The organism is Sulfuriferula thiophila, assembly GCF_003864975.1.
Lineage (GTDB): Bacteria > Pseudomonadota > Gammaproteobacteria > Burkholderiales > Sulfuriferulaceae > Sulfuriferula > Sulfuriferula thiophila.
Genome location: NZ_BHGL01000006.1, coordinates 143938 through 164321, shown reverse-complemented (window position 1 = coordinate 164321; position 20384 = coordinate 143938). Strand labels below are relative to the sequence as shown.

Below are 20384 nucleotides of genomic sequence, written 5' to 3'. Positions count from 1 at the left end.
GGAAATGTGTGCGAATTAATCATCGTCTCCATCCCCGCTTACAGGGGCACCTGCTTGTGGTTTAGGCTGGAATTCCTGCGAAAAAAGCAGCGCGGCGCCCTTGACCACCACGCGTTCGCCGCCGAGCCACTGCGCAACAAACCAGCCACCGGGTGCGGGGGTGTCGACGGCGATTTCGCGGCGCACGAATTGCGTATCGGCGGACTGCACATAAACCCACGGCCGATTGGCATACCAGATCACCGCGGAGTCCGGAATCACCACCCCATTGAGTAACCCGCCAACAGGGAGCAATGCCTCGACACGCATACCGATACGCAATATTCCTCGCGGTGCCAGATAAAAATAGGTCGGGCTCTGGGTAACCGGATCAGCCAGGGGTGCGGCGGATATCAGCTGCGCAGCAACCTGACTGCCCGTACCAGACAACCCGACATGGATAGTTGGCGACGGTGCAAGCATCAGCCCGCCTATCGGTAACGCGACAGAAAGCAGCACGTGCTGACCTGAATTCAGTGCATCCAGTTGCGGTGAGTTTGCGCTAAGCGCCCACTTTTCCAACACATCCCCCCAGCGGTTGCGCGCCATATCAACAGCAGTCCTTGAGCTTGCCTGTGCCGCTTGCAGATGTGCGCGATCCGCATCCCGTGCAGCCTGTGCCGCCTCGGTCATTTTGTCCGACACTGTATGATCCTGGCTATTTAGCAACGCCAGACGCTGAAATTCACGCTCTGACACAGCAGCCTGAGCGCGCGCCGCATCCGTTTGCGCTTGCGCCGCGAGTAATTCCCCACGCAACTGCAACAGTGGGCCTGGATCAACCACGTTGGCATACGCTCTGGCTTGCGGCTGGAAGCGCGTAAGCGGCAACGCCTGTGCAGCTATACCGCTCGCCTGCAACTGCCCGGGACTGACAACTACCATACCCACCGCAGGCACATCTGCTAGCGTGCTATCCGGCACTTTGGCAGACGGCACACTGCGCATCCAGAAAACGATAACAATGATCAACGCCAAAACGACCAACCCCAAAAAAATACTGCGTTTCTGTGTCATGGCTGGAATCCTTTGTTGGCTGGTACATCATGTGCGGGGTCAGGCTTTGCTCTTATTTCATGGCGCCATCCAGCGGATGCGCTATCGCATCTTCCAGCGCGCCCAATTGTTGCTGCGCCTGCATGACAGCGTTAAGGCGTGTCGTTTCTGCTGCCAGATACTGCAATTGTGCCTCATCCACAGCACTGCGGCTGGTATAGCCCGACAATAGCTGTCGCTGTGCGGAAGTGACACGCAAGTGTTGCACAGTCACGGCAGACTGTGCAGCATCCACTGTTGCGAGTGCCGCACGGTAGCCTGCCAGAGCACGCTCGCTCTGCTCAATATCCCGGGTTTGCAGCGCGACAAACTGCATCGCGGCCAGCTCGCGTTGCGCTTTGGCCTGCGCGATTTGACCCTGATTCTGATTGAATAACGGCAACGTCAGATTAATTCCCAGCGACCATTTATTAGCACCCTGGTCCCATTTGTAGCCGGGACCGAGCTGCAAATCCGGATATTGCCGCGCAATTTCCAACTGCAGCGCAGACTGGCTCGCGGCATACCGGGCCAGTGCTGCCAACAGGTCAGCGCGATTAGTCAGCGCTGCACGACGCACTGCCGGCGTAGGGATTTGCGCTACCGAAAGCGGCCGGTTGAACATATCAAAGGAAATTTTCACATGGTCGAGTGCCGCCACCGGCACGCCGACTGCTGCCGCCAAGGCTACCCGAGCCGCGACTGCACGGCCCAATGCCATTTGCAATTGCAACTGCGTATCTGCCAGCGCAGACTCCGCAGCTTCCACCTCCGGGCGCCCAGCTTCACCCGCTGCGAGACTGCGCTGCATTGCATGCAACAGGCTTGTGCGCAGCTGTAAGGTTTGCCGGAGGATATCCACTTCACCCAACGCGGATGCTTCATCCAGCATGCGACTGCGCACCTGACTACGAATCTGCCAAGCTATTTCAGCCACATGGAAACGCGCCGCGTCACGCTGAAAATCTGCCTGTGTCTCCATGTAGCCGCGTCTTCCGGCAGTATCAATAGGGAAATTCAGCATCAAACCCCAGATCCAGGGTGACATCCCGGCTATTGTATCGGCGTTATAGCCCGGTGTGAAATTCAAACCCGGATTAGGACGCTGCCGGGAAATGGCAACCCCTGCTTCAGCCACATCTTGCTGCGCACGCGCCACAGCCAGATCAGGATGGTAGTACAGTGCCGCCAGCGTTAGCCGGTTCAAATCCCAGGTATCGGGTGGTACCGGGTCAACCAAATGCGCCTGCAGATACTGTTCAAGGCCGGGTGCAGACAACGAACGGGCGGCGAAAGCCGTCGCAGTGGCTTGCGCTGACAAGGGTTGCGGCACATAGCTGGCACAACCAGCGAGTGTCGCCAACATCAGCAATAATGGCTGTAAGGTGTATCGGAAGTAAGGCATAGTCATCATCCTGATGTGTAGAACACAATCCAGCGGCATATTGATGTTGCGCCATGCAAACTGACAATACACTTAACCCATTTTAGGTGGCAATGAGATGCGCCAGCCCAACACAAACAACGGCAGCGCCAGCAAGGTCGCAAACAAATAAATATGTTCCAGGCTCACCAGACTTTGCAATGGCCCAAGTGCAAACGAGCCTATACCCTCACCGGCCATCAATGCAGCCACCATCAAGCCAGCCATACGTGTTTGTTGCCCGGAAAAAGCCGTCAGTCCATACGACATGGAAAACGGGAAATAGACACTGCAAGCAGCACCTGCTATAGCAAATGCACCGACCAAAACCCAAGCACTGGAAAGAAATGGCAACACGGCAAAACAGACACCCATGCCAAGCGGTGCTGCCAGATAAATCCAGCGCTGTGGAATTATCCGCTCCGGCACCAGCGCCAATAGAATACGGAATAACGTCATACTGCCCCAGAATGCAGAAAGCGCCAGTGCACCGATATGCGCAGGCAGCGACTTATTCACACTAATGTAAATATTGGCCCAACTACCAAAGATGCCTTCGCCAATGGCATAGATAAATACAGCCAGCGCAAACAACAGCATAGATCTTTGCCAGCGCGGGGATGCACCTGTTTGGGCTGTACTCGCCGGCAATGGCAGCATTAGCACTAACACAAATCCGACAGCCAGCATGAGTGGCCATACACCCCAATTACTCCAGCTAGCGATGCCATGCAGGATAAGCGGAGAAAGCGCGGTAGCGCCACCAATGCCGGCATTAAGCAGCGTGACTGCCATAGTCGCAGTGCGGGGGAACAACAGTGCAGCGTAGTGATTAACAGCCGCTAATGTCAAGCCGAAACCTACACCCAGGAATAGCGTTTCCAGCAACAGCAACGCATGTGCCAATGTACCGCTGCTATAGGCTGCGCCAGCCAGCAAGAGCAAGGCAATCACATTTGCGGCAACGCCAGTACGGAACAAGCCATGACTGCCAATGCGTTTTTGTAACGTTTCAGCGCTGAGCGCGCCAAAGATGGCGCCCAGCGTTTGCGGCAGAAACAGCACGCCATAAGCAGTGCTAGAGAGGTGATAGGGTGCGGCGGCCAGAATGGTGCCGAGTGCAGGGATCAGAACAAACGCGCACCCCTGCAGAAAACCTGCTGTATAGACTGCAACAGCACTGAGCTTAACCATTTTCAAGCTGGATTTTCCAGTCACCCTGGGCGAAACGCTGACGCAGATGCACACCGACACGTAGCGCGTTAGCCATAATCGTCAGCGATGGATTGACGGCAGAAATGGAGGGCATGAACGATGCGTCCACCACATACAAGTTGTCCAGCTCGTGCGCCTTGCAATTAATATCGAGCACGCTTTGCCCTGGGTCGGTGCCAAAACGCGCCGTGCCAACCTGATGCGCCACAGCTTCGATACCCATGCGCTGGGTGAAAACGAGCGGATAGCCAAGCCGTTTCAGGATATTTTTCCAGCCACCGACCAACCGCTTATGAGCCGCCTCATTGGTCGGCTGGTAATGCAGCCGTATACTGCCGTCGGCATCCAGGGATACCCGGTTGTCAGAGCGGGGCAGGTCTTCAGTAGTCAGCCACCAATCCACCGAATGCTCTGCCGCCCAACGTGCCAACGGCCAGGGAAAAAACGGGCGCTGCGCTTTGAGGATAGCCGGTGTAACCTTACCGAGATTTTGAATATGACCAAGCGGGAATGGAAAATCTGCTTTACCCGAAGTATTGTAAAAATCGTTGATGGCGATAGTTTTCTGGAACACGGTAGGATTGATGCGACGTGGATCGATAGCAATACAGGCACTGTTGAGATGGCACATGTAGTTACGTCCCAACTGGTCGCTGCCATTAGCCAGCCCTCGCGGATGCAGTGCGTTGGCCGAGGCAAGTAGCAGCGCAGCCGAATTGATGGCACCCGCGGCCACTACCACCACGCGGGCATGGAAACGCCGTGCGCCCTGCGGACTTTCTGCCTCCACACTTTCCACACGGCTGCCTTTGGGATTGGTGAGGAGTTTCCGCACCCGAATACCGGTCAAAATACGAACATTGGCGTACTGCAATGCCGGGAGGATACCGCAAGTTTCTGCGTCGCCCTTGGCATGCAACATACACGGAAAACCATCGCAGCTGTCGCAGCGTATGCATGCACTTAGCTGTGGATTAGCTTCGTCCCGATTCAGCGCCAGCGGCAGCGGAAACGGATGCAGCCCAGCTCTTTCCAACTGACGTACGACATCAGCCATGTAGGGTTCATGTGTGAATGGCGGGTAAGGATAGTTACCACGTAGCGGCTCGGTGGGATCAGCGCCAGCAAGACCATGTGCGTGATACCAGTGCTCCGCTTCATCGTAGTGCGAACTCAAATCTGCATAGCTTATCGGCCAGTCTGGCGTGCTACCGTCAACATGGTTGCGCGCAACAAAATCTTCGTTGCGGCGGCGCAACACTGCTGCGCCATAAAGCTTGGTATTACCACCAACATGATAGCCGGTGACCGGTTGAAATGAGCGTCCGCTGCCATCGCGCCAGCGTTCCTGCGTATGGTAGCGGTGGGCATGAAATACCGCTTCTGCCTGCCAGTTGGCTTTTTCCCTCGGCAGAAAATCTCCGCGCTCCAGCACCAGTATGGAAATGCCGCTGGGTGCCAGTGCACGAGCCAGCGTACCGCCACCTGCACCGGTGCCAATAATGATCAAATCGGCATCCATAGTATCTGCCACTTTAACCTCCGTGGCGGAAGTCTGGGTAGATCAGCATGCCACCATCCACTGCAATGCTGGTTCCGGTAATGTAACTGGCGAGGTCACTGGCTAAAAAAGCAGCAACCTGGCCGATTTCATTCGGTTCACCCATGCGACCCATGGCAATTTTCTGATCCAGGTCGGCCAACCCTTGTGTATCTTGCCAGACGCTGGCGTTAATCGGCGTTTTGATTGCCCCAGGCGCAATGGCCAGCACGCGGACACCTTGCGCGGCCACTTCCTGCGCCAGGGTTTTGGTGAACATAGAAAGCCCGGCTTTAGCACTGGTGTAAGCGCTATAACCCGACCACGGAATAAACTCATGCACCGATGTAATGTTAATAATGACCCCGCTTTTTTGCGGCAGCATCCATTGCAACGCCTGACGTGCGCAGTAGTAAGAACCTTGCAGATCAACGGTAATAACACGCGCCCATTGCTCAGGATCGCTGTCGGCACAATTTGCAGCGCCGCCATCCATGCCGGCATTGTTGACCAGGATATCCAGCCCGCCAAAGGCTGCACCGACCTCAGCGAAAAGCCGTGATACCTCTTCGATCACTGAAATATCAGCCTGAAATGCTTGTGCCTCGCCACCTTGCTGCACAATGCGCGCCACCACTGCATCTGCCGCCGCTTTGTCACTCCGGTAATTAATCGCCACTTTGGCACCTACGCTGGATAAAGCCATTGCAATCGCCTCACCCAGACCGGAACTGGCACCTGTAACCAGTGCACGACGCCCACTCAAATCAATTGTCATCATGATATTTCTCCTGTGATCTGAATCAGGTAATCCTCACCTTGCCATTGCCCGGTTTCCAGCCAATACAAGGTAAATTCCAGTGTGTCGCCAGGATGCATTTGCGTCGTTGGCAGGATAGCGACATGCCCCAAACCCCAGTCTTCGGTGTCCACATCAGCAACATTTTGCCAGCCATTACTTCCCCAGTGCACGCGTGCATGAGCATGCAGCAGCATGCGTAACTCCTTACCCGCAGGTAAGTTGCGGAGACGTTGTTTCATGCGCCATAAATAAAAAGAAATGTCCGGACGCTGACCGTGATAGCGCAGCCAGGTTTGCGCTGGGCGATCAACTGGATAGCCTTGCGCATAACTCAAGCACAGCTTAATGTATTCCGCGTGCGCCCAGACCAGCGGCATCGCTGAACCACTGGGCTGCCCAGGATAAAGGTCCCAAGCAGGGATAGGATCGGTATCCCATACCTGCTCAGGAATAAGGCCGCCTGCCCCAGTCATGGCAGTCATGGCTTCTAAATAAGGAAGCGCGTCTTCTCCAGCCATTAATGCATAGTGACCACGCTCGCCTGCGAGCAACGGCCAGCCACGACCAATGCCGCTGCCATCAAAAGCACTGCCATCCGATTTCTCACCGTAGCCATCACCATTGTAGCGATGCCAAACCGGACCATTGGGTGTATCAGTTTTGAGCAACTTATCAATGGCAGTGATGCTCGCCACAATATGCGGGTCATGAGCATCGCGTAGGCCATACCGTACCAATTGCAGGAAATCAGTTGCTATTTGCTCGTCGGCGGCCAAATCTGGATCAATGGCGCGATTTTTGATCAGCAGATGTTCATGCCTTGCGCCCTCGTGGCATAGCTCATCAGTAGGGGTGCTGCGTAAATAATAGCCAGGCACGTCTAGCCGGCTCGCCAACGCGGTGCCTTCTACCCAGGTCCAGTCTTCCAGCCGCGCATTCCAGTAATCAGCGAGCATCAGCGCACAATCGCGCTCACGACCTTGCAGAAACTCAGCTCCTTCCACCAGTGCGGCAATAGCCACCGCCAGTGTGAATGTATTGATACCGGCATCTTCTTCCCAGCGATCCTGACCAGTGGCAGGACCTTCACGGATGATAAAATCGAGCGCCCGACGTACCGTGTCATGCACCGGCATCTGCGCCAATGCATCTCGCTCTTGCAATGCCGCAATCAGCAGCACTGGAAAAGCTGTTTCATCAAGCTGTATGCCCTGCCAGAAAGGTTTGCCGCCTAGCCACTGATTCTGCAGCCAGTGGCCGTCGGTCTGTTGCGTGGCCATCAAGTAGCACAATATATTCTGCACTTCCTCAATTTTGTCCATGGCCAATAATGCACCCGCCGTTTCAACCAGATCACGTGACCACACCAGATGGTAACCACCGCGACTTGAGCTGGATGCGCCCCATGGTACTGACAGACTGGCAACCGCTGCGCCAGGATAAGTGTGATCCTGATGCACTTTGAGTACGCTCTCGGAGCGTAGCAACAATTGCTTCACTGGTTCTGACAAAACGGCAAGCTTAGGCGGTGGTTGCCAGCCTTTCTGCCATTCACTCCAGTCCGCACACTGCGCTTGCCAGGCCGAGTCAAACCCCTGCATCAAAGCGCTCCATGCCAAGGTAGCTGCAGCTTCTTTACTACTCCCCAACCCCAACGCTAACGTGCAGCGACGCGGTAGTTCACCCCCAAGGGATACTTCACCAGGTTCGGTTTCGGCATAATGCCAGGTCATTTTCTGGTTACGATCAAAATCCTGCCAAAGGTCACTTTTCCCGACGCTGCCTACTGAAAGTGCGCCAAAGCCGGACCAGCCTTTGGCATCAGTGCACATCAACGCCAATCCAAACGGCCCCTGCTCCGCCCACAGCAAAGGTCGCCCTTCCCACCTATCCACCCACGCACAATTATTGTCAGCATCCCCACCCAACCGTGGTGCGGCAAGTAGATAAGGTCGTAACGCTTCATCACCCTCCAGCACAATATCCAGCAACAGAACATCGCGCTGTGGATCAGGACATATCCGCAATTGCAAATTGAACAGCGCGTGCCGGTGATGGATGGTCAGCACTGGGATACCCGGCGCTACGAATTCCAGCGTGTAGCCAGGCAGGCTACTAAGCTCTTGCCAGAAACCTTGGCCGTCAGCGACGATAAAGCCCAGATCCTTCACTTGTGGGATGTCAAGACGAGGGTAATATACTTCGCTGATAATGCCCTGCGCTACGCTAAACCACAGACGCGAAGCGCCAAGCGTAGTACCAACCATATCTTTGCGTGCGGATGTCCAGCGTAGGTTAGGCAAAGATGATGCAGGGGCTTTTCCAGAAGGCTGCGGGATGTGACTTTCCATTGCGTCCTCTCTCCGGGAAGTGCCTGTCGGCTTGTTTCGATTCCCGTTACTTACAGATGATTGCTTCGGCTTTAGTCCGCAATAGATACGCGGCCTTGGAGCAAACAGACCCTAAAAACGACAGATATCGTTGCTAGAATAGAGATTGCATATGACAGACACGCTCACTTTGGAAAAGTTTTAGAAATTATGTAGTTATAGTTGCGACATGACGAAAGTAGATAAAAAATGGAGGCAGAGTCCGGAATTTAATCTGGAGTGGGCTTGCTTGCCGCAAGCTGCTCAGCGGAGTTATCTGTATTCATGGCAATCATGCTTGCATGAAGCGCTCGGGCAGGCAACGCTATAACTAAAAGGTAACCGTCACTATCAATCCCGAGCCATTTGAATTATCTGACAGCCCTAGTTCCGCATGATGCACTTCGGCAATATTGCGCACGATGGCCAGCCCCAGGCCACTGCCGGTTACTTCCGTGCCTTCGCGCCGATAGAAACGATCAAACACACGCTCCCGTTCTTGCGCGGGAATGCCGCTGCCATTATCCATCACGCGCAACACGGCTTGCCCTGCTTCACGACTGACGTAAATACGGACTTGCCCTGCATCAGGCGTATAACGAATGGCATTATCAACCAGATTGCTGATCAGGGTACGCAAATCTGCCTGCTGCCCCAACACCAGAACGTCAGGTTGCACCTCAAGCTGCAAGTCGGTTTGATGTGCCTCGGCCAGGGGCATGAAATCCTGTGCGACTTCCTGCGCCAATGCGCTTAAATCAACGGTTACAAAATTCGCCTGCTCCAGACGCGGTTCGCTACGCGCCAGCGTCAGCAACTGCTGCACCAGATGAATACTGCGATCCAGACGCTGGTTAAGCTTGGTAAACGCAATTGCCCGTTGCTCGTCGCTGGCAGCGCGTTCAGTCAATTGCAACTGCAATTTAAGCGCGGTCAACGGACTGCGTAACTCATGTGCAGCATCGGCAACAAATGCCCGTTGCGCCTGCATGGCCTGATTCAAGCGCATGAGCAATTGATTGAGGGCAATGACCATGGGTTTAATTTCTTGCGGCAAATTGGTTTCATCCAGCGGCTGCATGGCATCGGCATGCCGCGTTGCTAAAGCGGTGGTAACTGTTTGCATGGGACGCAAGCTGCGTCCCACTGACCACCAGATCAGCCCGGCCAGCAGCGGAATAAGCACGAAAAACGGCATCAGCATGCGCACCGCCAGTGCTGCCGCCAATTCCTCGCGCACCATCATGGGTTGCGCAACCTGAATGTATTGCCCACGCCGCTGTGTGCTGTACAACCGCCAGGGCTGCTGCTGGTAATTCACCGTATGCAGGCCAGTTGCGGCATAACGGGGCAAAGCCCGTGACGGATAGGATACGAACAACAGCTTGCCCTGGGCATCCCACACCTGAATAACATTATCTTCCTCGGGATCTTCATCGCCCGCTGTTACCGCAGGCAACTGACTACGACCCGGCAATGACAACGCGATTTGCTTGATCTGGTAATCGAATAGCTCATTCGCCTCATCCTGCGCCAGCCAGTACATGCTCAAGCCCGCGATGCCTGTGCTGATCAGCATGCCGACGATGAGCCAGAGCAGCAGGCGTTGCCGGATCGAATTCATGCTGCCGCCACTTTATAACCTACACCGCGCACATTGCGTATGAAGTCGGTGCCGAGTTTTTTACGCAGGTGATGTATGTAGACTTCGACCGCATTGCTGCCGATTTCCTGATCCCAGCCGTAGAGCTTTTCTTCCAGCTCGGCCAGTGACAGCACCCGCTCGGGCGGATCGAGCAAGGCTTGCAACAGGGCAAACTCACGCGCAGACAAATTCAGCACGTTACCATTCAGAAACACCTCCCGACTTGCCGGGTTGAGCGTCACCCCGCCATATGCAATTACCGGCTGGGCACGCCCCGCCTGACGACGCAACAGCGCACGCACACGGGCAAACAGCTCATCCAGATCAAACGGTTTGACCAGATAATCGTCCGCCCCCGCATCCAGACCGCTCACCCTGTCCGCCGTGGCATCACGCGCCGTAATAATCAGCACCGGCAACATACCGCCACGCTGCCGATACTCGCTTAACACCTGCAAGCCCTGTTTCTTCGGCAACCCCAGGTCCAGCAGCAACAGATCATACACACCGTTATCCAGCGCCAGCTCGGCACTGCGCCCATCACGCACCCAGTCCACGGCATAGTTTTCGCTGACCAGCGCCTCGTGCAGGCTCTCGCCTATCATTGCATCATCCTCTACCAACAGTAAACGCATGGCTGACCTTAATCCTGATTATCACTCAGCCGAATCGGCAATGAGCAGTTGCTGTTTTTGCTGCATGGTTAAGTATGCAATCAAAATAACAATAGCGCCAAGAAAAACGCCACTGGTTCCGACAGTCCCTAAACCCAAGCCACCCACATTGACAGGCTGCGACAGCAAATCACCCATGGAGGCGCCAAATGGGCGAGTCAGTATGTAAGCCAGCCAGAATGCCAATACCGCATTCAGTTTAAAGCGATAATGAGCCAGCGTGATTATGGCTATGACAGCACCAAACATCACCGCAGATAATGCGTACCCCACTGCCAGATGCTCGGCCACCAAATCACCTGCCGCCGTCCCCAGCGCAAAGGTAAACAAGATCGCTGCCCAGTAAAACAATTCACGTTTGGCGGTGTAAATGCTGTGTATCGACAAGGTTTTCTCACTCGCGTACCACAGCGCAAACACGGCAGCCAAAGCGATACTGAATAACACGGTAATTGTAACCAGACTCACGCCCAGATTATCCACCAGGTTATCCGTAATCAGGGTGCCGACCACACTAACCATGACCACCACCAGCCAGTAACTAATGGGCACATAACGCTTTAATTTGAACTGAACCAGCAACGCAAACACCAGCAAACCACTCATCACCCAGGATGTATTAATCAGCCCCAGCTTCATGGTAAATGACAGGAAATCCGCGGCGGTTTCGCCGACTGTCGTTGCCATGATTTTGATTACCCAGAAAAACAGGGTAATTTCAGGCACGCGGTTAAACAACTTATTCATGATGGCTCCCCACAGTATTAGTAAGTCTGGAGGATAAAACAGGAATACTTAACGCAGACTTAACATCGCCTGCGGCCTGAATAGCAAGCCGATATACGCGAGAATTCAGATGCAGAATTTCATGTTAGGATGCTGAAAACTACGATGCCATGAAATGCAAAATACGCTCATCAGTCAGCAGCACGACGGGCGCTTAATAGTTCGATATCGACCTGACCTGGCTTGCATTCCCGGACATGGACTGGTCAATTTTTTGACGTTCCGATCTATAACAACACAGCCATGAACACCATCAACACACGAATCGCAACACTAGATGACCTTGAAATCACGGCAACGCTGTTTGACGCCTATCGCCAGTTCTATGAGCAAACACCCGATTTGCCTTTAGCCACTGAATTTATTCGTAACCGCATCCAGAATAATGAGTCAGTCATCATTCTGGCCAGCAACGACAACCAGCACGTTATCGGTTTCTGCCAGCTCTACCCCACCTTCTGCTCAGTGGAAGCAAAGCCCATTTACTCGCTGTATGACTTGTTTGTAGTGCCTGAAGCCCGACGCTCAGGTGCAGGCAAGATTCTTTTGCAGGAAGCCGAGCGTCTTGCAGCCGAAAACGGCATGGCGCGTATGGATCTAACAACCGCAAAGACCAACAAACCCGCGCAAGCCGCCTACGAAAAACTCGGCTGGATTCGGGATGACGTGTTTTATGCGTACAGCAAACACATCGAGATTTGATCTATTCGAACAGTTGCAATTCAGATGTAACGCAGCCCCATGGTGACGCCACCAGCAACATCAAGCTTAAAATGGCTCATAAACAACCCCATAACTACAATAAAGACTCATTTATGAATCACAACCATTGACAAGCGCTATTCACGCACTATAGAATGACTCTTAAATAAGACCTTAACACACTTAAAGCACTATTTATGAATCATGCGCGTAACTCAATCAGCCAGCCTGACACCCCCCTTAGATAAACAAGCCGCCCAGATAGGCGAGGCTCTGGTGCGACTACGCCAAGCGCGTCAGGTTAAGCAGTCAGACGCTGCCTTGCGCGCAGGCATTTCACGCGCTACTGCACAACGACTGGAGCACGGCGACCCTGGAGTCGCCCTGGGAGGCATCTTGCGCTACCTCGATGCGATCGCCCCCGGCGTGACTTTACTAAAACTGCTCACCGGCGAGGATCCATCGCTGGTTGCTATGGAACATAAGTTACGCAGCCAGCGAGTACGCGGACTTACAGCCGCCGAGCTCAGGGAACTGGACTTTTAATGGCCGCCACAACGACCAGTCTTTATGTTTTCGCACATATCGATGGTGAATTTGCACCTGCCGGGAAACTGAACCTCGCGGAGCATGATCAGCAAACGGCGGCATCAACCTTTACCTATGGCCTACGCTACATCGAACGCCCTAATGCAATCGAAATAGATCCCGTCGGATTAAGCTTGAAACCGATAGAAAACGTAACGGGCAAGCTGCTCGTGCCGCCTAACGGTCTGTCGTTTTTTGGCGGCATCCGCGATGCGGCGCCTGATGCATGGGGGCGCCGACTTATCGAAGCCCGGCTCCGTGTGCCGGCAAACAGCCTGCCGGAGTCTGCTTACCTGTTAGGGGCTGGCAGCGACCGCGCAGGCGCTCTGGATATTCGCACTTCGCTAGACGCACCGGCTCAAGACTCACGGGGATCGGCCCCATCACTTGAGTACCTGCTGGAAGCTGCAGAACGCGTTGAATCCGGACTGCCCGTCCCAGACAGATTATCGGATATATTCATCGCCGGCACCGGCCTGGGCGGAATGCGACCCAAAGTCAGCATTCGCGACAGCGAACATCATCTCTGGCTCGCCAAATTTCCCAGCATTGGCGACAGCCTGATTGATATCCCGCTAATCGAGCATGCCACCCTCCGGCTAGCCGCACTGGCAGGCTTAGCCGTACCGGAAACCAAAATAATCAGAGTACTGGAAAAAAATGTAATGTTGATACGCCGCTTCGATCGGTCATGGACAACAACAGACAAACCAGCAGAGATCAGACACCACATGATCAGTGCGCTGACCCTGCTGGCTTGCGAGGAATCGGACTCACCAAACAAAAGTTACATGGATATCGTCAGCGCCATGCGGCGTTACTGTGGCACGGCCTACCTCAAGGCCGACATAGCTGAACTATATGCCCGCATGGTTTTCAATATCCTGGTAAGCAACGACGACGACCATCTGCGCAACCATGCATTCCTGCGCGACCCCGGCTCGGGCGAGTGGCGACTCAGCCCCCTATATGATGTGATGCCGCGAGCCGGCTTGGCAAGCGAACGCTTCCTGCATCTCGGCGTCGGCGCCAAAGGACGACTCGCCGATTTGGATAACGCCTATTCGGCCAAAGAACGCTTCGGCTTGCTGGCCCCCGATGCATGCGCAATCATTGACCGGGTCTGGCGAGTAGTGCGTCAATGGCAACTGCACTTCGAGGCATTCGACGTACCGGCAGAACAGATAGCACGAATCTCCCCCGCATTTCGGCATATTGACGATGTGTCTAGCCCAGAATTGCGCAAACAACTTTAGCAGGAAATTTGTCTTGGACTGTGGGAATCAGGAGACTGACATAGGCTGTGGGGCTGACCCAATTATCTGCATCGAGATTTAATCTATACAAACCGATTCTATAATTTCAGCTGATACCAGATTTGTTCGAGGCATTGAAAGCAACATCTGTATGTAAGGCTAGTTCTGAGAGACTGGGGTAAATGGCCCATAGTGACCCGATTCGATCAGTTAAACTGACCCGACCTAACGTCCGGTTTTCGGCCAAAGGAGACATTAGCAGTCTTCTGAAAAAGGTAGTCGTCCCTTCAATACTTTGCCACCACGGTGTCATATAGTCCATAGTGTCTTAAGCCCTCATGGCTCTCGATTCCCGTATAGCGAAGTGATGCATCTTCGTAACGACGAAAGGCAAAGACGGCTTGGTTCATCTGCTCAGTATTGAAAACCTTAAGACGGACGAGCAGGTGAAAGTCTTTGACCGTCAAACCGGTGACAGCTAGAAACAGGTCCGGTTCGAGCTTGGTGATCACATCCTGCAACGTGTTTTCTCGGAAGTCGGTGAGGTACATAAATGCCGGAATGCGGGTTGCGAACTTAATCAACTTCTCCTGCACCAGTTTGCGTTTGGACTTGTACTCTTTCTCTTCGTCGGAGAGTTCCTTCTTCTCCTTTGCTGACAAGTCATTGTCCTTGGCCTTGTTCTTGAGCTCCTTGACCTTCTCGCTCTTGTTGATGATGGTCTCGATGACGTTGTCACCCAGCGCGCGCCAGCCTTCGATCCGCTCCACGGCGGCCATCGCCTCGACATTATCCAGAATGCGGCGCAAGGTGTCGTTGTCCACGTTCACCAGCATTGCGCTCTCCCACTTGCGTGCCAGCAGCGTGGCCGATGTCCCCGCCATTGCGATGTCGAGAATGCCCCCTGCGTCAATCTGCGTCATGTTCGCGCCGTCATAGGCCAGCACAGGCAGAAACGATACGAGCTCCTTAACCGCATTCTCCGGGTTCGGCTCGTTGGGCGACAGGCCAATCCCGTACTCCGAGAGTTGCCGCAGCGCGCGGGTGGGCGCAAAGTCGAACACGAAGCAGACGGGCTTGAGTATCTCCTCCTCGTTCGGGTTGTCGCCGTTGGGGTTTTTGATCGACCACGCCGACTGCACGCGGAATGCGGCCTGAAAATAGGTCTCGGGGGACTTGAGATTGCGCAGCATCAAGATCGACGACCACTGCGACACGGTGACGCCTGTCGTGAGCTTGCCGCACGAGAGCGTGATGGTCTTGGTGTCGAATCCGCTCCCGATCGCTTTGCGCACTGGCGGCAACGCCTCCAGCCCAATGCCCGCCGAGGCACCTGCGGCGACGACCACCTCGTAGTCATGCCAAAAGACATTGTGCTTTTCAGCCAGCAGGTTCCCCATCGCATGGCAGGCCGCGACGTTGGGCAGGAACCAGAACGCGTGCTGCAAATAGGGCAGCACGCGCACATCCGAATACGGAAACGGTGGCCGCGTACCGGTCTTCAGATGCTCGACCGATTTGGGCGCATAGCCCCCACGGATGATGTCCAGCCACTTTTGCACATCGTTTTTATGCTTGAATTTCGCGGTTTTGCCCGTGCCGGTCGCGGCGAAAAACTCGTTGAGGTCGAACTCGTCAAACTCGCCGCCGCTCGCAATGGCCAGTAGTTCGTCCGGCATCTGATACGTCAATAGCCGCATCTGCGGCATCGCAGCGTAGGGGTTGCGCTGGTTTGGATTTGTAGCGGCGAACGCTTCCTTGGCGCGCTGTTCGTCGGTATACGTCCAGTTGAAAATCTGCTCCTCGATGAACTCCCCCGTGGACAGCGCCTTGAACGGCGTGCCGGAGAGGTACAGGTAAGCCCGTGTGGTGATGGGCAGAAACTCGGTCTCCTTCTCAGAGAGCACGCTCAAGTCCTCGTTCACGTCCCGCAGGTCTGCCGCGTACTCAAGGGCGGACTCCTTCTTGGCAACCACCTCCTCCTCGCCCTCGAACAGCTCTTTTGCGGTCTCGCGCCAGGCACCGAAGTGGTACTCGTCAAACACCACAAGGTCCCAATTCACCGTGTGCAGCCACTCGTTCTTGGGCTTGATGTTTCCCACAGCGTCACGGCCAAGCAGGTCCTGAAAAGAACCGAAATAGACCACCGGCTTCTTCGAGTTGATCTGCGTCGGATCGCCACCGGAGGATTTTGACAGGTACTGCCACCCATCAAAATCAACATGCGATTCAAGGTCGCTTTGCCAGGCATCCTCGACCGCAGGCTTGAACGTCAGCACTAGAACGCGCTTGGCCTTCAGTTTCTTCGCTAACTGGTAGGTGGTGAAGGTCTTGCCAAAGCGCATCTTCGCGTTCCACAGAAAACGCGGAACGGCATTCTTGTTTTCGGCCCAGATCGACTTGTAATAGTCAAAGGTCTTGTTCACGGCATCAAACTGCTCCCGGCGCATCGGGAAAGTTTCGTGATGCGTACCCGTGAATTTCTGGCCGGTGCGCAGCTCGGCGAGCACGGTCTTCACGTCCTTGACCGAGCAACGCATCCACTCCAATTCGACGTTCTCGAAACCCTTCCTCACGAGCGCCGCGCGCACATCGTGATCGCTGAAGAGGGAGCAGTCGTCGCGCTCGGCGGATTCATCCAACTCGATTTTGTAGTTCTTGATGGCGGCGGTCTTAACCTGCTCCGCGATGCGTTGCTTCACATTGCGCGTCGTCTGCCCCACCTTGAGCAGACCTTTGTGTGCCTTGTCGTCAATCGTGTAGGCGTAAATGCGAGGACGGGCTTCTGGCTTGGGCGCGAGGATGTCCTCGATGGTCTTACTCATCTTCTTCGACTACCGTGACATCTTCGAGAAAATCACTGGCGAGATCCATCGGGCGGACTATCTTTTCAATGAAGGCAATCTCACTGACCGTCAGGTCGTATTTGGCGTAGAGATCAGCGTCCGTCCACTGTTTAGTCCAATCCTGCGTGGGCACGAAGGTATAAACCTTGCGCGTGGTGTCTTGCGAAGGTTTGTGCAGAAGAATCAGCAGGCGCGTCAGCCGACAGGTGAGGTAGGACAAAACACTCTCTGCCTCGCTCTTGGAATCGAGCGGGCCGATGCACAAATACGTTTCGGAACAGATGCTGCCCGGCTCACCAATGAAGGGCGTACTGAGGATGCGATGCGGATAGGTGTCACGATTGCCGGTGCCGGGCGCAGCGCGGCCGATGTAAATTTTCCACTTGTCGATGAGTTCAGTACCGGACGGCACGGAGTTTCTGGCGACGTACCCTGTCCCGCCGTTCTGGTAGATGAGCACATCACCAGCGCGCTTTGTTGCCTTGCCCTTGAAAGTTGTTTCAAGTGCGAACGGCTTTCTGGAGCTGACGAGCCGATCAAATCGCTTACTTTCTGGGAGCAAGAGAGTTTCAGATTGCCCTGTTTCGACAGAAACAACCTTCTTGAGAATCGACAGTCCTTCGTTGAATCGAATGAACACATCCGCGCCTTTTTCAAGCAACTGTCGCGTGGCGGTCGAGTCAGGCCAATCCTTAAAGCGGGTGGTCACGCGGCAGAGGCCGGGGTTGTCCCGTTCCCATAGGAAGTAACACACGCCACCTTTGAGACCCACGCCCGGAAATACATCCGCCGCACTGAGGTAGTCATCAATAGAGCGCAAGCGATTATCGGCAAGCATAGCCTCTCTGAATTCATCGAGGCCTTTGCCGCCAGCGAACCAACGCGCTGGAATTACCAAAGATAGATAACGCGGTTCGAGCTTCTTGGCCTGTTCCACAAACAACTGATAAATCGGTGCGGCACTCTTGCCAAAGCCTCCATCGTCCAACTGATACGGCGGATTTCCAATGATGACATCGAACTGCATATTGCCTCCAAACAACTCGTTCATTCGAGTCTTGATATTATCTGCGTGAATGAACGCGTAAGCGTGAGTTTCCAGCGCCTCGCCGCGATCCAGCACCGCTTGGCTAGTGCCGCAAAAGGTGCATTTGCTGTTGGCCCAGGTGTGCTCGGTACGCTCAAACCAGATATTGCCTGCCTCGCTGTCAAAGCCCTTGGCGATGGAGTGCGATCCGTTGGCACGCTTCGAGCAATACACACTCCGGCGGGCAAGCAGGCTGGTGAGATGCGTTATGCCAATACCAAACACTTGCTGCGTCAGGATGTGATTGACTCTTTCTTCAAGGTTCGGCATTTCGTCTGCAAGACCTTTGTTCAGTCGGCTAGTAATTTCTCGCAGGAATACGCCCGTCTTGGTGAACGGGTCGAGGAACTTCACGGTTTTGTCCGCCCAGATGTTCGCCCCGTTGTTGCTGGCCGCCCACGCCTCGGCGAGAGTATCCAGCATCCTGTTGGCGAACTCTGGCGGGGTGAATACCTCGTCGTTGGAAAGATTGGCAATGCAGGTCAGTACATCAGGATTGCGACCTCGCAGAGTGAAGCTCGCCTGTATCATGATTCGTCCTCGTCACTGCGCCTGTCATCGCCCGCCAGCTCGCGTTCAATTTGCTCGATGCTGGGCAGGCTGGTTTGAAGTTCGGGGGGCAGGGATTCGAGCAATTTGTATTCGGCGATTCCCATGGGCTGGGTTTTATCGCCCAAGGCATATTCGGCCACGATCTTATTTTTGCTCTTGCACAGCAAGAGGCCTATGGTCGGATTGTCATGCTCGCTTTTGACCTGACGATCCACGGCGGTCAGATAAAAGCCGAGTTGCCCCAGATGCTCGGGTTTGAATTTGCCGGCCTTGAGCTCGATCACCACATAGCAGCGCAGCTTGAGGTGGTAGAACAGCAGGTCGATGAAAAACTCGTCGCCGCCCACATCCAGCAGCACCTGCTGCCCGACGAAAGCAAAGCCCGCACCCAGCTCCAGCAAAAATTCGGTGACATGCTTCACCAAGGCGTGTTCGATCTCGCGCTCTTGCGCCTCATCGGTGAGACCCAAAAAGTCAAACCGATAAGGGTCTTTTACCGACTCGCGGGCCAAATCGGATTGCGCTTTGGGCAAACTGGCCTCGAAATTGGTGATTGCCGTACCGCTACGCTCCAGCAAGCGGGTTTCGATCTGCATCACCAGAATGTTGCGCGACCAGTTGTGCTGCACCGCTTCGGACAGATACCAATCCCGCTCTTCGCGGGTTTTGAGCTTGTCGAGCAAGGTGCAGAGGTGAAACCAGGGCAATTGTGCAGCAGCCTGCTGCACAAATTCCGCATCCGTCCACGCCTCGGCAAAAGCGCGCATGTACTTGAGATTGCGCGGTGAAAACCCTTTCATATCAGGAAAGGCGGTGCGCAAATCATGCGCCAGCCTCTCGATCACCTTCGCCCCCCAGCCTTGCTCGGCCTGCCGGACCAAAATGTCGCGCCCGATCTGCCAATACAGCAACACCAGCTCGCGGTTGACCGCCAGCGTGGCGCGCTGCTGCGCGGTATGGATGCGACCCTTGAGATCAGTCAGCCAGTCAGCATAACCTTCGGGCGGGGCGGTCAGGCGCACCGGCTTGTCGCTCATGGTTTCAATCTTGTCCATACTCATTCTCCCCCAGAGCAGCCAGCTCGCTCACCGTCATCGGCGGATAGGTCTTGGTCGGCATGAATATCTCGTGCTTGCCGAGGTGGGCGAAGAGCGTCCCTTCCTGACTGTAGGCCGACGAATGGGTCAGGGTGTCGAAGCGGAAATCGCGGCGCTGAAACTTGCCCTTGCCGAGGTAGCCCCATTCGGCAAAAGTAATCGGCTCGCCAGTGCTGACGCACATCGTCAAGGCATCACCGTGAACCAGGTTCTGCGATAACACAAAGGTCGCGGCGCGGTAGAAGTCATCCGACTCGTCAATACTCAGATACTCGGTGAGAATATCCAACATGTTTGCACGACACTCGGCGATGTTATCTTCCAGAAGCTCGATCCCATAGATGCACATCAGCGCCAGAAGCGCATAGTGCTGCTTTTCGAAATCAGATTTCCCGAACTTGCACTCGACAGCGGCGAGCTTGCGTTGCAAGACCTTGACAATAAAGTTACCGCTCCCGCATGCCGGTTCCAGAAAGCGCGAATCAATCCGCTCCGACTCGTCCTTCACGAGGTCGAGCATGGCATCGACCATCCATGCGGGAGTGAATACCTCTCCGTGATCAGCGACGCGTTTTCGAGATTTGATCAGACTCATAAGCAAAAGGCTTTAGGCTACAATTGTTAGTATTATGGCATTGTACCTAATACTCTTCATTTGAGGCATGAACTTCCGCTAAGGCCGAATTACGGACTTTCATGGCCTTAATTCAAACGGTCTGTTCAGCGCA

Annotated in this window: 16 protein-coding genes; 3 read left to right on the top strand and 13 right to left on the bottom strand. The window is 54.7% G+C overall.

What is annotated here, in order from left to right; translation table 11 throughout:
- Nucleotides 1-15: 15 nt before the first annotated feature.
- The 9 genes from EJE49_RS03230 to EJE49_RS03190 form a co-directional block, all read right to left on the bottom strand.
- The gene (locus EJE49_RS03230; protein ID WP_124948962.1) at nucleotides 16-1056 is read right to left on the bottom strand and encodes an efflux RND transporter periplasmic adaptor subunit; all 1041 of its coding nucleotides are present in this window, start codon (nucleotides 1054-1056) and stop codon (nucleotides 16-18) included.
- Nucleotides 1057-1108: 52 nt separating this feature from the next.
- Entirely contained in the window at nucleotides 1109-2479 is a 1371-nt protein-coding gene (locus tag EJE49_RS03225) for a TolC family protein (protein WP_189941651.1), read from the bottom strand.
- Between the two features lie 72 nt (nucleotides 2480-2551).
- Complete coding sequence (locus tag EJE49_RS03220) at nucleotides 2552-3697, bottom strand: MFS transporter (RefSeq protein ID WP_370685813.1); 1146 nt, start codon at nucleotides 3695-3697, stop codon at nucleotides 2552-2554.
- Nucleotides 3684-5246 (bottom strand): FAD-dependent oxidoreductase, encoded by a 1563-nt coding sequence (locus EJE49_RS03215; protein WP_223246725.1) that lies wholly within the window; start codon nucleotides 5244-5246, stop codon nucleotides 3684-3686. Before EJE49_RS03215 ends, EJE49_RS03220 begins: the two co-directional genes overlap by 14 nt.
- Nucleotide 5247: 1 nt before the next feature.
- On the bottom strand, nucleotides 5248-6033 hold the full coding sequence (locus EJE49_RS03210) for a glucose 1-dehydrogenase (RefSeq protein ID WP_124948960.1): 786 nt from the start codon (nucleotides 6031-6033) through the stop codon (nucleotides 5248-5250).
- Nucleotides 6030-8405: a glycoside hydrolase family 15 protein gene (locus EJE49_RS03205; protein ID WP_124948959.1), complete on the bottom strand. Its 2376-nt coding sequence runs from the start codon at nucleotides 8403-8405 to the stop codon at nucleotides 6030-6032. The genes EJE49_RS03210 and EJE49_RS03205 overlap by 4 nt, the downstream gene beginning before the upstream one ends.
- 349 nt (nucleotides 8406-8754) lie before the next feature.
- Nucleotides 8755-10047, bottom strand: coding sequence for an ATP-binding protein (locus EJE49_RS03200; RefSeq protein WP_124948958.1), 1293 nt, complete (start codon nucleotides 10045-10047; stop codon nucleotides 8755-8757).
- A complete protein-coding gene (locus EJE49_RS03195; RefSeq protein WP_124948957.1) occupies nucleotides 10044-10703 on the bottom strand; it encodes a response regulator in 660 nt (219 codons plus the stop codon). The genes EJE49_RS03200 and EJE49_RS03195 overlap by 4 nt, the downstream gene beginning before the upstream one ends.
- A 21-nt stretch (nucleotides 10704-10724) precedes the next feature.
- Nucleotides 10725-11489, bottom strand: coding sequence for a COG4705 family protein (locus tag EJE49_RS03190; protein WP_124948956.1), 765 nt, complete (start codon nucleotides 11487-11489; stop codon nucleotides 10725-10727).
- 282 nt (nucleotides 11490-11771) lie between these two features.
- Here EJE49_RS03190 and EJE49_RS03185 point away from each other — a divergent pair, with 282 nt between their 5' ends.
- The 3 genes from EJE49_RS03185 (at nucleotide 11772) to EJE49_RS03175 (ending at nucleotide 14074) form a co-directional block, all read left to right on the top strand.
- Nucleotides 11772-12230 carry a GNAT family N-acetyltransferase gene (locus EJE49_RS03185; protein ID WP_124948955.1) on the top strand — a complete coding sequence of 153 codons (459 nt, stop codon included), beginning with the start codon at nucleotides 11772-11774 and terminating at the stop codon, nucleotides 12228-12230.
- A gap of 204 nt (nucleotides 12231-12434) precedes the next feature.
- A complete protein-coding gene (locus tag EJE49_RS03180) occupies nucleotides 12435-12776 on the top strand; it encodes a helix-turn-helix domain-containing protein (protein ID WP_124948954.1) in 342 nt (113 codons plus the stop codon).
- The gene (locus tag EJE49_RS03175; protein ID WP_124948953.1) at nucleotides 12776-14074 is read left to right on the top strand and encodes a type II toxin-antitoxin system HipA family toxin; all 1299 of its coding nucleotides are present in this window, start codon (nucleotides 12776-12778) and stop codon (nucleotides 14072-14074) included. The genes EJE49_RS03180 and EJE49_RS03175 overlap by 1 nt, the downstream gene beginning before the upstream one ends.
- Before the next feature lie 287 nt (nucleotides 14075-14361).
- Here the strand turns inward: EJE49_RS03175 and EJE49_RS03170 are convergent, their stop codons facing one another.
- Genes EJE49_RS03170 through EJE49_RS03155 form a run of 4 tightly spaced genes read right to left on the bottom strand, consistent with a single transcriptional unit; the run spans nucleotide 14362 to nucleotide 20251 of the window.
- Nucleotides 14362-16899 carry a DEAD/DEAH box helicase family protein gene (locus EJE49_RS03170; protein WP_124948952.1) on the bottom strand — a complete coding sequence of 846 codons (2538 nt, stop codon included), beginning with the start codon at nucleotides 16897-16899 and terminating at the stop codon, nucleotides 14362-14364.
- Nucleotides 16892-18538, bottom strand: a complete 1647-nt coding sequence (locus EJE49_RS03165) for an Eco57I restriction-modification methylase domain-containing protein (protein WP_223246724.1) — start codon at nucleotides 18536-18538, stop codon at nucleotides 16892-16894. The genes EJE49_RS03170 and EJE49_RS03165 overlap by 8 nt, the downstream gene beginning before the upstream one ends.
- The gene (locus EJE49_RS03160) at nucleotides 18535-19614 is read right to left on the bottom strand and encodes a PDDEXK nuclease domain-containing protein (protein ID WP_223246723.1); all 1080 of its coding nucleotides are present in this window, start codon (nucleotides 19612-19614) and stop codon (nucleotides 18535-18537) included. The genes EJE49_RS03165 and EJE49_RS03160 overlap by 4 nt, the downstream gene beginning before the upstream one ends.
- Nucleotides 19601-20251 carry an N-6 DNA methylase gene (locus tag EJE49_RS03155; protein ID WP_124948950.1) on the bottom strand — a complete coding sequence of 217 codons (651 nt, stop codon included), beginning with the start codon at nucleotides 20249-20251 and terminating at the stop codon, nucleotides 19601-19603. The genes EJE49_RS03160 and EJE49_RS03155 overlap by 14 nt, the downstream gene beginning before the upstream one ends.
- Between the last annotated feature and the right edge of the window lie 133 nt (nucleotides 20252-20384).